Genomic DNA, 14,131 nt, shown 5'->3' with positions numbered 1-14,131 from the left:
TCAGGAGAGGGTGCGAGCACGGCGCAACACCGTCTCCAGCTCGTCCCCCAGGGGCGCCTTGATCTGCACCGGGCGCCCGCTGGTGGGCTCGGGAAAGGTCAGGGCGGCGGCATGCAGGAAGAGCCGTCCCAGGCCCAGGCGCCGCGCCAGCACCGCCCCCTCCCGGGAGCCATACTTGTCATCGCCCAGCAGCGGATGGCCGGCGTGGGCGGCATGCACGCGGATCTGGTGGGTACGCCCGGTGACCGGCTCCGCCTCCACCAGGGTGGCGCCGCCGAAGGCCTCGCGCACCGCGAAGCGGGTCCGCGACACCTTGCCCTCGGGGTCGACCCGCACCCGCCGCTCGCCGTTACCCGCCTCATAACGGTCGAGGCGCGCGCTCACATAGTCGCGCCGCGCCGGCCAGCGCCCGGCCACCAGTGCCAGGTACTGCTTGTCCATCTGGCGCTGCTTGAGGGCATTGTTGAGGGAGAGCAGCGCCGGCCGCGACTTGGCCAGCAACAGGCAGCCGGAGGTATCGCGATCCAGGCGATGCACCAGCTCCAGGAAGTCGAGATCCTCGCGCACCTGGCGCAGCGCCTCGATCAGGCCGATCTTGACCCCGCTACCGCCGTGCACGGCGAGCCCCGAGGGCTTGTTGATCACCAGCCAGTCACGCCCCTCCAGCAACACATTGCCGGCCAGCAGGTTGCGCAGGCTTTCGCTGACCTCGCGCACCGCCTCCTCGGGGGCCAGGCGCAGCGGCGGAATGCGCACCACGTCGCCCAGGACCAGGCGGTAGTCCGCCTTGACCCGCTTCTTGTTGACCCGAACCTCGCCCTTGCGCACGATGCGATAGACCAGGGTCTTGGGGGCCCCCTTGAGACGGGTGCGCAGGAAATTATCGATGCGCTGACCCACCTGGCCCTCGGCGACTTCCACCCACTGCACCTCGCGCCCTTCGGCCATGCACTCTACTCCTGTCGAACCCGTGGAAAACCCCTAGTCTACCGCACTCCCGGGCCGCTGAGGTCAATTGCTGCACCCACCTATTGCTGTTATATTCCGAAGTCGCTCAGATGGGCGACAAGCGCCCGGCGATTGCGCCTGCCTCATCGACACGCAGGCCCGAGCGACGGATCGAGTGACCGCGGTATTGCCACGGCGATATCACGGCACCGAAAGCGAAAGAACAGAATTGCAACGCCACGCCCGCCCCGGCCGTTCACTTCCTGGCATGGAATGGCGACCGGGCACGGGAGTTAACAACAGCGTGCCGAAGGCCGGCGTTGGCGAATCGATGAATGCCAGGTGTTGGTGGTGACCGCGGAACCGGATGAGACGACCTCACCGAGACATGTTCCGCCTCCACCCCGTACTCAACATGGTCATGCCGTACCGGCGGCGCTACAAGGCTCCGGATATGGCCGGGCGCACACGCATCCGCGACATGCGCTGAGCACAAGCACGCTGCACCCAGCGGTTCGTCGACGCCGTTGCTCGAGGGCTGCCTGCCGGCACGCCCCAACAAGCGAGACGACATGAAACGGATGCTCATCAATGCGACCCAGCCGGAAGAGCTGCGCGTCGCCCTGGTCGATGGACAACGCCTCTACGACCTGGACATCGAATCCGGTGCCCGGGAACAGAAGAAAGCCAATATCTACCGCGGCAAGATCACCCGCGTCGAACCCTCCCTGGAAGCCGCCTTCGTCGATTTCGGCGCCGAGCGCCACGGCTTCCTGCCCCTCAAGGAAATCTCCCGCGACTACTTCATCAAGGAGCCGTCCGGCCGCCCCAGCATCAAGGAGGTGCTGAAGGAGGGCCAGGAGGTCATCGTCCAGGTCGACAAGGAGGAGCGCGGCAACAAGGGCGCCGCCCTGACCACCTTTATTTCCCTGGCCGGCCGCTTCCTGGTGCTGATGCCCAACAACCCCCGCGCCGGCGGTATCTCGCGGCGCATCGAGGGCGAGGAGCGCAGCCAGCTCAAGGAGGCCATGGGCCAGCTGACGATGCCGGAGAAGATGGGCGTGATCGTGCGCACCGCCGGTATCGGCCGCTCCGCCGAGGAGCTGCAGTGGGACCTGGACTACCTGGTGCAGGTGTGGGAGTCGATCACCGAGGAGGCCGGCAAGCGCCCCGCCCCCTTCCTGATCTACCGCGAATCCAACGTCATCATCCGCGCCATGCGCGACTACCTGCGCCAGGATATCGGCGAGGTGCTGATCGACAGCGAGGCGATTCACCAGGAGGCGCTGGGCTTTATCCGCCAGGTGATGCCCTCCTACCAGCAGAAGATCAAGCTCTACGCCGACGAGGTGCCGCTCTTCTCGCGCTTCCAGATCGAGTCGCAGATCGAGACCGCCTATGAGCGGGAAGTGAAGCTGCCCTCCGGCGGCTCCATCGTCATCGACCACACCGAGGCGCTGGTCTCCATCGATATCAACTCCGCCCGGGCCACCCGTGGCAGCGATATCGAGGAGACCGCCCTGCAGACCAACAGCGAGGCCGCCGACGAGATCGCCCGCCAGCTGCGCCTGCGGGATATCGGCGGCCTGGTGGTGATCGACTTTATCGACATGAGCCCGGCGCGCAACCAGCGCGAGGTCGAGAACCGCATGCGCGACGCCCTCAAGCTGGACCGCGCCCGGGTACAGATCGGCCGTATCTCGCGCTTCGGCCTGATGGAGATGTCCCGCCAGCGCCTGCGCCCCTCCCTGGGCGAGACCAGCGGCGTGGTCTGCCCGCGCTGCAACGGCCAGGGCACCATCCGCGACGTGCGCTCCCTGTCGCTCTCCATCATGCGCCTGATCGAGGAAGAGGCCATGAAGGAGCGCAGCGCCCAGATCCGCGCCATCCTGCCGGTGCCGGTGGCCACCTACCTGCTCAACGAGAAGCGCCGGGTGCTGGCCGATATCGAGCGCCGCCAGGGGGTCCAGGTGGTGCTGCTGCCCAACCCGGAGATGGACACCCCCCACTACGATGTCCAGCGCCTGCGCGACGACCACCTGAGCGAACAGGACGACAGCGACAAATCCAGCTTCGAGCTCTCCACCGATACCGAGGTGGGCAAGGAACCGGATCCCTCTTTCGAGAAGCCGGCGCCCCGTGCCGAGGCCGCGGTCAAGAGCGTGACCCATAACGCCCCGGCGCCGGCCTCCCTGCGCGAAGAGCCCAGCACCCCGACCCCGGAACCGGCCAAGCCTCAGGCGCAACCGGCCCCCCAGGCCCCGTCGAAGCCCCAGGCCCCATCGAAGCCCCAGGCGGCGGCCCCCGCCGAGGGCGGCGGCCTGATTTCCCGCCTGGTCAAGGGACTGGGCAAGCTGCTGGGCGGCGAGGCCGAGAGCCGCGATGCCGGTCAGGGCGAGCGCCAGGCCAAGCCTGAGGCCCGCCAGGCCCGCCAGGACAGCCGCGGCGACCGCCAACCCCGCGGTGGCAGCCGCCGCGGTCGCCAGGGCCAGGGGGGCCGCCAGCCCCAGGAGAGCCGTCAGCCCCAGGAGAGCCGTCAGCCCCAAGAGAGCCGTCAGCCCCAAGAGAGCCGTCAGGCTCAGGACGGTCGTCAGGAGAGCCGCCAGGCTCAGGAGAAGCGTCAGGACGGCGACAGCCGCCGCGACGAGGGTCGCCGGGATAACCGCCGTGGCGGTCGTGGCGATGCCGACTCGCGCCAGGACAACCGGGGTGGCCGTGGCCGCAACCGCCAGGACGACAACCGTCGTCAGGGCGGGGATACCAAGCCCGGCCGCGACGCCGGCAAGCCGGAGGCCAAGACCGAGGCCCCCAAGTCGGCGCCCCGCGCTCAGGAGAAGGCCCAGGACAAGCCCCAGGAAAAGGCCGAGACCAGCGGCGAACCCAAGCGCATCCGCAATAACCCGCGCCAGCGCTCCCGCCAGCACGCCATCACCCCCCAGGCCGAGGCCGAGCAGCAGAAACTGCTAGCCCAGGCCCAGCAGGAGGGCGAGCAGGCCGAAGCCAAGCCCGAGGTAAAGCAAGAGGCTAAGCAAGAACCCAAGGCCGAGGCGCCCAAGCAGCCGGAAGCCAAGCCGGAGCCGAAGGCCGAAGCCAAGCAACAAGCACCGAGCGACACCAAAGCTCAGCAGGTCAAGCCGGAAGCCAAGGCCCAAGACGCTAAGCCGGAAGCCAAGGCCGAAGCCAAACCCGAGGCCAAGCAGCCGGAAGCCAAGGCCCAGGACGCTAAGCCCGAGGCTAAAGCCGAAGCCAAGCCCGAGCCCAAGCAGCCGGAGGCCAAGGCCCAGGACGCTAAGCCCGAGGCTAAAGCCGAAGCCAAGCCCGAGCCCAAGCAGCCGGAGGCCAAGGCCCAGGAAGCTAAACCCGAGGCTAAAGCCGAAGCTAAGCCGGAGCCCAAGGCCGAGGCCGAGGCCAAGCAGCCGGAAGCCAAGGCCCAGGAAGCTAAACCCGAGGCTAAAGCCGAAGCTAAGCCCGAGCCCAAGCAGCCGGAAGCCAAGGCCCAGGAAGCTAAACCCGAGGCTAAAGCCGAAGCTAAGCCCGAGCCCAAGCAGCCGGAGACCAAGGCCCAGGAAGCTAAACCCGAGGCTAAACCCGAGGCTAAAGCCGAAGCTAAGCCAGAAGCCAAGCCCGAGCCCAAGCAGCCGGAAGCCAAGCCGGAGGCCGAGGCAGCCAAGCAGCCCGAGCCGAAGGCCGAGGTGAAGCAAGAACCGAAGCCTGAGGCCAAGGCTCAGCAGGCCAAGCCGGAAGCCAAGGCAGAAGCGCCCAAGCAGCCGGAGCCTAAGGCCGAAGCCAAGCCGGAGGCCAAGGCCCAGGAAGCCAAGCCCGAGGTGAAGCAAGAGGCCAAGCCGGAGCCCAAGGCTCAGGAAGAGGCCGAAGCCAAGGCCGAGGCTGCCCAGCAGGCCGAAGCCAAGCCAGCGGCCGCCGAGGCTGCACCGACTCGGCGCCGCCGTCGTCGGGCGCATAACGATCCCCGCGAGCAGCGTCGCCGGGAGCAGGCCGAAGACGGCCAGTAAGGCGCAGGCCCCGCCTCGTGCGGGGTCCTGATCCAACGACAAGGCCCGTGGCGATTGCCACGGGCCTTTGTCATTAGGGGCCGGAAATACTAGGGAAACACTGATTTATTGCTGCGCTCGATATCCTGGCCGCCGGCGGTGCTCAAAATCCTCATTTAACACCACGTAAACTCCGGTTTTTGCGCTCCGGCGGCGACCAGCCTCTCTTCGCTCACGACATAAATCAGCGCTTCCCTAGGGGTCAGTCGAAGCGGCCCATCAACCGCGGCTCCCGCTCCAGCACCACCCCGAAGCGGCCGCGTACCCGCTCGGCGACTCGCTCGGCGAAGTCCAGCAGGCCCCGGGCATCGCCACCACCATGGTGCACCAGCACCAGGGCCTGGCGCTCGTGGACCCCAAAGGGCCCCTCCCGCCAGCCCTTGAGGCCACACTGGTCGATCAGCCAGCCAGCGGCCAGCTTGACCCGTCCATCGGGCTGGGCGAAGTGCGGCATCGCCGGATGGTCTTTGATCAACGCCTCGGCCTGCGGCCCGGGCACCACCGGGTTCTTGAAGAAGCTGCCGGCATTGGGCAGTGCCAGGGGGTCGGGCAGCTTCTCGCGGCGAATGGCGCAGACCGCCTCGGCCACCGCCAGGGGACTCGGTTCCCCCTCGACCCGACGCCCCAGGTCGCCGTAGTCGAGCCTGGGCCGGGGACGCGTCGAGAGCCGCAGGCGCAGATGGGTGATCATCACCCGGCCGGCCAGCTCGCCCTTGAAGAGGCTGTCGCGATAGCCGAAGGCGCACTCCCCCACGCCCAGGGTCTCGGCGCGGCCATCATCCAGGTAACGCAGCTCCACCGCTTCCAGCACCTCGGCCAGCTCGACCCCGTAGGCGCCGATATTCTGGATGGGAGCGGCGCCGCACTGCCCCGGGATCAGCGCCAGGTTCTCCAGGCCCCAGAGGCCGCGAGCGGCCATGGCCATCACCAGGGCGTGCCAGTCGTGGCCCGCCGCCACCCGGACCTCGACGCTGCCGTCGGCTCCCGGGGTCAGTTCGCAGTCGGCGAAACCGGGCTGCAGCACCAGGCCGTCCAGGTTCGGGGCGAGGATCAGGTTGCTGCCGCCGCCCAACAGGCTCACCGGCCAGCCCCGCTGCGCGGCCAGGGCCAGGGCTGGAGCCAGCTCGGCTTCCCGGGACAGGCGCATAAAGTGCGCCGCCCGAGCGCTCAGCCCCAGGGTATTCAGGCCGTCCAGGGCGTGGTCATGGCGCAACTCGGGATAGGACGCCTCGCTCACGACCGAGCCTCCAGGCGACGTTCGAGCTCCGCCACCAGGCCATCGGCGGCGGCTTCCACCAGGTCGAGGACGCGATCGAAACCCTCGGCGCCGCCATAGTAGGGATCGGGCACCGCCTGGCCGGGGCTGCCGGCGAAGTCGAGGAAGAGACCGAGGTGTGCCCGGCAGCCGGCGGGACAGCGCGCCTCGAGCTCCGCCAGATTGGCGTGATCCATGGCCAGCAGGTAGTCGAAGGCGTGGAAGTCGTCATCATGAAGCTGGCGGGCGCGCAGCGCCGAGAGGTCGTAGCCGCGGGTCGCGGCGGCGGCCCGGGTGCGCGGATCCGGCGCCTTGCCGATATGCCAGCCGCCGGTGCCGCAGGAGTCCACTTCGACCCGCTCGGCGAGTCCCGCGGCACTCAGGCGCTGGCGGAAGACGCCCTCGGCGGTGGGCGAGCGGCAGATATTGCCCAGGCAGACGAAGAGTACCCGCATCACCCCTGATCCCCCTGCCCTTCCACCAGGGCCCGTACCCGGGCCAGGTCCTCGGCGGTATCGACACCGGCGGGATGGGGCTCCCGGGTCAGGGCCACCAGGATGCGCCGGCCATGCTGGAGGGCACGCAGCTGCTCCAGCTGTTCCAGTTGCTCCAGGGGGGTGGGCCGCCAGTCGCGGTAGTCGCGCAGGAAGCCGGCACGGTAGGCATAGAGGCCGATATGGCGCAACCAGCCATCGGTGCTCAGCCGCTCCGGGCGGGCGGCGAAGGCGTCGCGATCCCAGGCCTCTCTATCCCAGGGGATGGGCGCCCGGGAGAAGTAGAGGGCGGCGCCGCTCAGGTCCCGCACCACCTTGACCACATTGGGGTTGAAGAGCGTCTCCACGTCCTGGATCGGCTCCGCCAGGGTGGCCATGGCCGCCGTGCCGTCATCCGCCAGGCGCTGGACCACCTGGTCGATCAGCGCCGGTGGCAGCAGCGGCTCGTCGCCCTGCACATTGACCAGGATCGCCGCGTCGTCCAGGCCCAGCAGATCCGCCACCTCGGCCAGGCGGTCGGTGCCGGAGGGGTGATCGGCGCGGGTCATCAGCGCCTCGCCCCCCGCCGCCTCGACCGCCTCGCGGATACGTTCGTCGTCGGTGGCCACCACCACCCGATCGGCGCCGCTGGCCCGGGCCTGGCGCCAGACCCGCACCACCATGGGCTCGCCGGCGATCTCCAGCAGCGGCTTGCCGGGCAGCCGCGAGGAGGCATAGCGGGCCGGAATCACCGCGATCACCTCCTGACTCATGGCGTCGCCCCCGGCCCCTTGCCGAGCTTCTCGTCCACGTCCATGACCCGGGCTTCCTCCTCCAGCATTACCGGGATGCCGTCGCGAATCGGGAAGGCCAGGCCGTCATAGTGGCATCGGAGTTCGGCGGCCTCGCGGTCGTACTTGAGCTTACCCTGGCAGAGCGGGCAGACCAGCATGGCCAGCAGTTCCTTGTCCATCGTTATCTCTCCCGTGTCGGGACTGGGTTCAGGGTATCGAGCCGCCCGTCGAGCCACTCGATAAAGGTCGTGTCGGGCCGCGCCTTGACCTCCAGGGCCCAGCAGGCCGGGGAGGCGAAATCGCGGCACTTGACCGCATCCTTGGCGGTCATTACCACCGGGCGATCGTCGCCGAAGTCGAGATCGGCGGCGGCAAAGCGGTGGTGATCGGCGAAGGGGTGAGGCGTCACCGCCAGGCCCAGGCGCGCCAGGGTGGCGAAGAAGCGCCGCGGGTTGCCGATCCCCGCCACCCCGTGCACCGGCCCGGTGAAGGGCGGCGGCGTCAGGGTCAGGGCCTCGTCGTCGGCGACCCGGCGCCAGGCGCTGGGTTCGAGGGCCATCCGGTAGCCCCCCGCGGGGGGCGCGAAGGCCGGCTCGCCGTTGATGATCACCGCATCCACGCTGGCAAGCCTCTCCAGGGGCTCGCGCAGGGGGCCGGCGGGCAGGCAGCGAGCGTTGCCGAAGCCGCGGGCGCCATCCACCACCACCAGTTCCAGGTCGCGCCCCAGGGCCAGGTGCTGGAGGCCGTCGTCGCTGATCAGGATATCGCAGCCCGCCTCCAGCAACCGCCGGGCGCCCCGGGGGCGCTGCGGATCCACCACCAGGGGCACCCCGGTCTGGGCCGCCAGCATGCGCGGCTCGTCGCCACAGGCCGCCACCGGGGTCTCGGCGGTGACCCACAGCGGGTAGGCGTCGCTGCGCCCGCCATAGCCCCGGGAGAGGATGCCCGGCGCATGGCCGCGGGCCTGGAGGTGCTCGGCCAGCCAGGCCACCAGGGGCGACTTGCCGGTGCCCCCCAGGGTCAGGTTACCGACCACGATCACCGGCACCGGCGCCCGCCAGACCGGCTTCCTGCCCTGGGCGTAGGCCGATGCCCGGCGCCTCACCGCCCAGCGGTAGAGCGCCTCCAGGGGACGCAGCAGCGCCAGCCAGGGCGCGCCGCGATAGGCCGCCGCCAGCCAGCGTTCGCCAAGCCCCAGGCTCATGCCGGGCGACCTCCTGGCATGGCAGTCCAGGTCAGGCGGCGGCGCGCCGCCGCTTGCCAAAGATCACCGAGTTCGAGGCTCATGCCGGGGGAGCCTCCTGGAATGGCAAGCCAGATCAGAGGGCCGCGTCGCGGCGCCGCCAACCAGCTACCGAAACACCTGCCTATGCCGCTCATGCCGGGGGAGCCTCCTGGAACTGCAAGCGGTGCAGGGCCGCGTAGGCGCCGTCCCGGGCCAGCAGCTCGGCGTGGCGTCCCGCCTCGATGATCTCGCCCTGCTCCATCACCAGGATGCGGTCGGCGCGCTCGATGGTCGAGAGACGGTGGGCGATCACGAAGGTGGTGCGCCCCTGGCAGAGGGTCTCCAGGGCACGCTGAATATAGCGCTCCGACTCGCTGTCCAGGGCCGAGGTGGCCTCGTCGAGGATCAGGATGGGGGCATCCTTGTAAATCGCCCGGGCGATGGCCAGGCGCTGGCGCTGGCCGCCGGAGAGCATCACGCCGTTGTCGCCCACCACGGTGGCATAGCCCTCGGGCAGGCGCTCGATAAATTCATGGGCATAGGCGGCGCGGGCCGCCGCCTCCACCGCCGCCGGATCCGGGGTCTCGTCGCCATAGGCGATGTTCTCGGTGATGCTGGCGTTGAACAGGGTCACCTGCTGGGAGACCAGGGCGATCTGCCGGCGCAGCGGCTGCAGGCGGTAGTCGTCCAGGGGCGTGCCGTCGACCCGGATGCGTCCGGCGGTCGGCGCGTAGAAGCGCGGCAGCAGGTTGACCAGGGTGGTCTTGCCGCTGCCGGAGCGGCCGACGACGGCGATCATCTCACCGGGTTCGACCTCCAGATCGATGCCCTTGAGCACCTCGGGCAGGTCCTCGCCATAGGCGAAGCGTACCCCCTCGAAGGCCAGGCGTCCCTGCAGCCGGGGCACCTCATGGGTCCCCTCGTCGGGCTCCGGCGACTCCTCGAGCAGGCCGAAGAGCTCGGCGGAGGCGGCGATGCCCTTCTGGATCTCGCTGTTGATCTCGGTGAGCTGACGCACCGGCTTGGCCATCAGCGAGGCGGCGGTGATAAAGGCCACGAACTCGCCGGCGGTCATCTCCGCCATCAGCGCCGGCGACATGGCCAGCCATACTAGGCCGGCCAGGGCCAGGGCCACCAGCAGCTGGATCACCGGGGTGCTGACCGCCTTGGTCAACGCCTCCTTCATGCTCTGCTGGCGGTTATAGTCGCTGGCGGCGGTGAAGCGGCGCCGCTCGTAGCCCTCGGCGCCATGGGTGCGCACCACCCGGTAGCCGGAGAGCGCCTCGGAGGCCACATGGGTGACGTCGCCCATGGAGTGCTGGATGCGCCCGGAGAGGCGCCGGAAACGCTTGCTGGCGTAGCTCACCACGCCGGCGATCAACGGCGTCACGCCGAGGAACACCAGGGTCAGCAGCCAGTTGGTCCACAGCAAATAGCCGAGCAGGCCGAGGACGAAGAATCCTTCCCGCAGCACGATGGTGATGGCGTTACTGGCCGCCCCGGTGACCTGCTCCACATGGTAGGTGACCCGGGAGATCAGGTGGCCGCTGGAGTGGGCATCGAAGAAGCGCCCGGGCAGGCGCAGCATATGGTTGAACACATTGCAGCGCAGCGCATGCACCACGTTGCGGGCCACGTCGCTCATAAAGTAGGTGCCGAGGAAGGTCCCCACCCCGCGGGCGGCGAACATGCCCACCACGAACAGCGGCAGGAAGAGGCGAAAGGCGGCATCCGGACTCTGAATGCCGTCGATCAGCCGCTTCATCATCTCCGCCAGGGCGGTGCTGGAGGCGGCATAGATCAGATAGCCCAGCACCGCCAGGAGGAAGGATTTCCAGTGGGGCCTGACATAGCCCAGCAGACGCTTGTAGAGGTTCCAGCCCGATTGCTGTGTCACGGTGACTCCGTTACGGCGTGGTGGCTCCACCCTCGCGGGTGGCGATACGAATGCGTTGGATGCCCAGGCTTCCGGCCAGGTCCAGGGCGGTGACCACGGCGGCGTGGGTGGCGCGCCCATCCGCCTCGAGGATCAGGCCGTGCTCCCGGGCCGCCTCGGCCCGCTCGGCCAGGGCGGCGCTCAGGCGCGCCCCCGCCAGGATCTCGCCGTCCAGGCGGTACGCCCCTTCGGCGGTGATCACCAGGGTCACCGGCGACGCCTCCAGGGGCGCGGCCTCGCGGCTCTGGGGCAGGATCAGCTCCAGGGCCTGGCGGGTCTCGAAGGTGGTGGAGACCATAAAGAAAATCAACAGCAGGAAGACCACGTCGATCAGCGGGGTCAGGTTGACCTCCACCGCATCGCGCCGCCGCCGGGGAAACCTCACGCCCGGGACTCCCCACCCGCCGCGCCAGGCGCCGCCCCGGAGCGATGATCGCTCAGGCGGACCTCGCCCTGGTGATGGGCCAGGTACTCCACCAGCAGCCCCGCCTGTTCCTCCATGCGTACCGTGATGTCCTCCACCCGGCGCTGGAAATAGCGATGGAACATCAGCGCCGGAATCGCCACCGTCAGGCCGGCCGCGGTGGTCACCAGGGCCCGGGAGATGCCCCCGGCCAGGTCGGCGGTACGCTCCACCCCATCGGCGGTGACGATCACCGAGAAGACCTCGATCATCCCCACCACGGTGCCCAGCAGGCCGATCAGCGGAGTGATGGCGGCGATGGTGCCCAGGGGACTGAGGAAGCGCTCCATATCGTGGATCACCGCGGTGGCCGCCTCCTGAAGGCGCGCCCGGACCTGCTCGTGGCCCAGCCGCGCATTACGTAATCCCGCCGCCAGGATGCCGCCCAGGGGCGAGTGCCCCTCCAGCCAGTAGAGGTTGACCTGGCCCTGGTTGATCAGGGTGCAGACCTCCTGCCCCAGGCCCAGGGGCGCGATGCGCCCGGCACGCAGGGTCCAGAGGCGTTCGATGATGATCACCATGGCCACCAGAGAGCAGCCGAGCAGCGGAATCATCAACCAGCCCCCGGCGATCAGGGCATCGAGCAGTTCCATCGAGGGCGTCTCCCGTCCGTGCCAATCGTCACCGGCCAAGACCGATCCATGGCGGCGATTCTACCCCATGGCAACGGCCACCGACACCGGCCCAGGGTATCCGGCGCTGGGGCCTGACTCGTACCTCACCTCCCAGAGAGAGGGTCAGGGCGCCATCCAGGGCGGTATTCCACTGGCAGCTGCCATGGCGGGCGAAACGCCGCACCACTTCCTCACTGGGATGGCCGAAGGGGTTGTCGCGGCCGGCACTATGGATCACCTGGCGGGGCCGCAGGCGCGCGACGAACGACGGCCCGGAGCTTCCTCGACTACCGTGGTGCCCCGCCACCAGCACGTCCAGGGGCGCCGACACCTCGAGCAGGAAATGACGCTCCACCTCGCGACCCACATCGCCGGTGATCAACACCCGTCGGTCTCCCGCGGTGACCAGCAGTACACAGGAGCGATCATTGCTGGAACGCCCCGGCTGGGGCCCGGGCGGCGGCCAGAGCAGGCGAAAGTCGACGCCATCCCAGCGCCAGGCCTGGCCGTCATGACAAGGAGTAAAAGGCACGCCGACCGCCTCCCCCTCCGGCGCCAGCCAGTCCCCCACCTCATGCTCGGCCAGCGCCGGCACCCCGCCGGCATGATCCAGGTCGTCATGGCTGATGATCACCCGATCGAAGCGCTGACCCGGCGGCCAGAGCCCGGCCAGGGGAACATAGCCACTGCCATAGCGGGGCCCGGCATCATAGAGCAGTCGATGGCTGGCGGTGGCGATCTCCACCAGTTGGCCCTGGCCCACGTCCCAGACTCGTAGTGTCATCTCACCGGGAGCCGGCGCAGGCGCCGCGAGCCATAGCGGCAGGGTGAGCAGCCAGCCGCTGACCAGGGTTCGCCAACCTGGGGCGATACCCGGCAGCGCCCAGGCCAGGGCCAGGAGTCCCAGCCCCAGGGCCAGGGGGATCAGTTGCCAGGTCTCGGGATACCAGGGAGGAAACCAGCGCAGGCTCGCCTCCAACAGGGCCTCGAAGGCGCTTACCAGGTGTCCGAACAGCCACCAGCAGAGCCATGACAGGGGCGGCACCCAGGCCAGCAGCCACCCCAGCAGCCCCAGGGGCACCAGCACCAGGCTGACCAGAGGCACCGCCAGCAGATTGACCAGGGGCGCCGCCGTGGCCAGACGGGCGAAGGCGAGCAAGACGGCCGCGGCCATCCAGGGCGCCAGCAGCCACTGGGAGCGAATCAGGGCCCATAGCCAGCCGGCTAGCCCCCGGGGGCGGGGCCGCCCTTGCCAGACCAGGATCAACAGCGCCACGGCCAGGAAGGAGAGCCACAGGCCGGGGCGCCACAGCGACGGCGGGTCGAGCAGCACCACGATGGCCAGCGCCAACCACCAGCCCTGCCAGGGACCCGGCGCATGACGCCCACTGGCTACCCAGAGTCCCATCAAGGCCATCACCAGGGCGCGCAGTGCCGGCGGGGCCAATCCCGCCAGGACGGCATAGGCGGTGGCGGCCAGCGCCGCCAGCCACCAGGGCCATACCGACAGACGCCAGGCCCGGGGCGTCACCAGGCGCGCGACGCCACGCCCCAACAGCAGCGTAAAGCCGGCCACCAGCCCCACATGCAGCCCCGAGATCACCACCAGGTGGGTGGTCCCCGTGGCATTGAGGCGCTCCCAGTCGTCCCGGGTCAGGGCCTCGCCGGCCCCCAGGGTCAGGGCCGCCAGCCAGCGCCGCGCGGCATCGGGCAGCTCGCGCTCGTCGAGATGGGCCAGGGCCAGGCGACGCAGGGAGAAGCCCGCCGGTGCCAGGCGCCGGGCCGGCGGCTCGGCGCGCACATAGCCGGTGGCACCGATGCCCTCCCGCCATAGCCAGGCGCGATAGTCGAAACCGCTGGGGTTGGCCAGCCCCCCGGGAGGGCGCAGGCGCACCGCCAGACGCCAAGACTCCCCCGCCGCCATCTCGGGGGGATCGAAATGGCTCAGGCGCAGCTGGCGCAGGTGTCGACAGGGCAGGCGCAGCCCCTCCAGAGGCTCGCAGGCCGTCACCTTCAGGCGCAGCCGCGCCAGTGGCCCCTGGTCACGCACCTCGGTGAGTAGCCCCTCGACGATCAGGGTCTGGCGGGAGAGTCCCTCGGGCAGCTCGGCCCGCTGCATCAGCAGCACCTGGCCGGCGGTCACGGCCACCACCAGCAACAGGGCCAGCGCCCGGAGGTGGCGACGCGCCCACAGGGCCAGCAGGATGACGCCCTCGAACACCCCCGCCGGCGCCCAATACCCGAGCAGGGTACCGGCGATAGCCGACAGCGCCAGGGGCCAAGCCCATCCGATCCGCATTCCCTTGCTCCCATCGCCGTTGGCCGACCGCGCTCGGCGGCCATGGCGAGCCCGCATGCTTGTATGGATAATAGC

11 protein-coding genes are annotated in these 14,131 nt (G+C 69.6%); 1 reads left to right on the top strand and 10 read right to left on the bottom strand.

The genetic code is table 11. From position 1 onward, the window contains the following. Positions 1 to 948 carry an RluA family pseudouridine synthase gene (locus ACZ5EF_RS06625; protein WP_346063160.1) on the bottom strand — a complete coding sequence of 316 codons (948 nt, stop codon included), beginning with the start codon at positions 946 to 948 and terminating at the stop codon, positions 1 to 3. A 572-nt stretch (positions 949 to 1,520) separates the two neighbouring features. Here ACZ5EF_RS06625 and rne point away from each other — a divergent pair. Next, positions 1,521 to 4,958: a ribonuclease E gene (gene rne, locus ACZ5EF_RS06620; protein WP_346063161.1), complete on the top strand. Its 3,438-nt coding sequence runs from the start codon at positions 1,521 to 1,523 to the stop codon at positions 4,956 to 4,958. A gap of 241 nt (positions 4,959 to 5,199) precedes the next feature. Here the strand turns inward: rne and murB are convergent, their stop codons facing one another. The 9 genes from murB to ACZ5EF_RS06575 form a co-directional block, all read right to left on the bottom strand. After that, entirely contained in the window at positions 5,200 to 6,234 is a 1,035-nt protein-coding gene (murB, locus tag ACZ5EF_RS06615) for a UDP-N-acetylmuramate dehydrogenase (RefSeq protein ID WP_346063162.1), read from the bottom strand. Continuing rightward, complete coding sequence (locus tag ACZ5EF_RS06610) at positions 6,231 to 6,707, bottom strand: low molecular weight protein-tyrosine-phosphatase (RefSeq protein ID WP_346063163.1); 477 nt, start codon at positions 6,705 to 6,707, stop codon at positions 6,231 to 6,233. The genes murB and ACZ5EF_RS06610 overlap by 4 nt, the downstream gene beginning before the upstream one ends. After that, positions 6,707 to 7,498: a 3-deoxy-manno-octulosonate cytidylyltransferase gene (kdsB, locus tag ACZ5EF_RS06605; protein ID WP_346063164.1), complete on the bottom strand. Its 792-nt coding sequence runs from the start codon at positions 7,496 to 7,498 to the stop codon at positions 6,707 to 6,709. Before kdsB ends, ACZ5EF_RS06610 begins: the two co-directional genes overlap by 1 nt. Next, on the bottom strand, positions 7,495 to 7,698 hold the full coding sequence (locus ACZ5EF_RS06600) for a Trm112 family protein (protein WP_146802688.1): 204 nt from the start codon (positions 7,696 to 7,698) through the stop codon (positions 7,495 to 7,497). Before ACZ5EF_RS06600 ends, kdsB begins: the two co-directional genes overlap by 4 nt. Before the next feature lie 2 nt (positions 7,699 to 7,700). After that, entirely contained in the window at positions 7,701 to 8,723 is a 1,023-nt protein-coding gene (lpxK, locus tag ACZ5EF_RS06595; protein WP_346063165.1) for a tetraacyldisaccharide 4'-kinase, read from the bottom strand. A gap of 172 nt (positions 8,724 to 8,895) precedes the next feature. Then, complete coding sequence (gene msbA / locus ACZ5EF_RS06590) at positions 8,896 to 10,641, bottom strand: lipid A export permease/ATP-binding protein MsbA (protein WP_346063166.1); 1,746 nt, start codon at positions 10,639 to 10,641, stop codon at positions 8,896 to 8,898. A 10-nt stretch (positions 10,642 to 10,651) separates the two neighbouring features. Next, complete coding sequence (locus ACZ5EF_RS06585) at positions 10,652 to 11,065, bottom strand: ExbD/TolR family protein (protein WP_346063167.1); 414 nt, start codon at positions 11,063 to 11,065, stop codon at positions 10,652 to 10,654. After that, positions 11,062 to 11,736, bottom strand: a complete 675-nt coding sequence (locus ACZ5EF_RS06580; protein WP_346063168.1) for a MotA/TolQ/ExbB proton channel family protein — start codon at positions 11,734 to 11,736, stop codon at positions 11,062 to 11,064. Before ACZ5EF_RS06580 ends, ACZ5EF_RS06585 begins: the two co-directional genes overlap by 4 nt. Positions 11,737 to 11,764: 28 nt before the next feature. Further along, complete coding sequence (locus ACZ5EF_RS06575) at positions 11,765 to 14,056, bottom strand: DNA internalization-related competence protein ComEC/Rec2 (RefSeq protein ID WP_346063169.1); 2,292 nt, start codon at positions 14,054 to 14,056, stop codon at positions 11,765 to 11,767. Between the last annotated feature and the right edge of the window lie 75 nt (positions 14,057 to 14,131).

The organism is Bisbaumannia salifodinae, from assembly GCF_055388505.1.
Note: the sequence above shows the minus strand (reverse complement) of the source record. Positions and strands in the feature narration are given on the sequence as shown.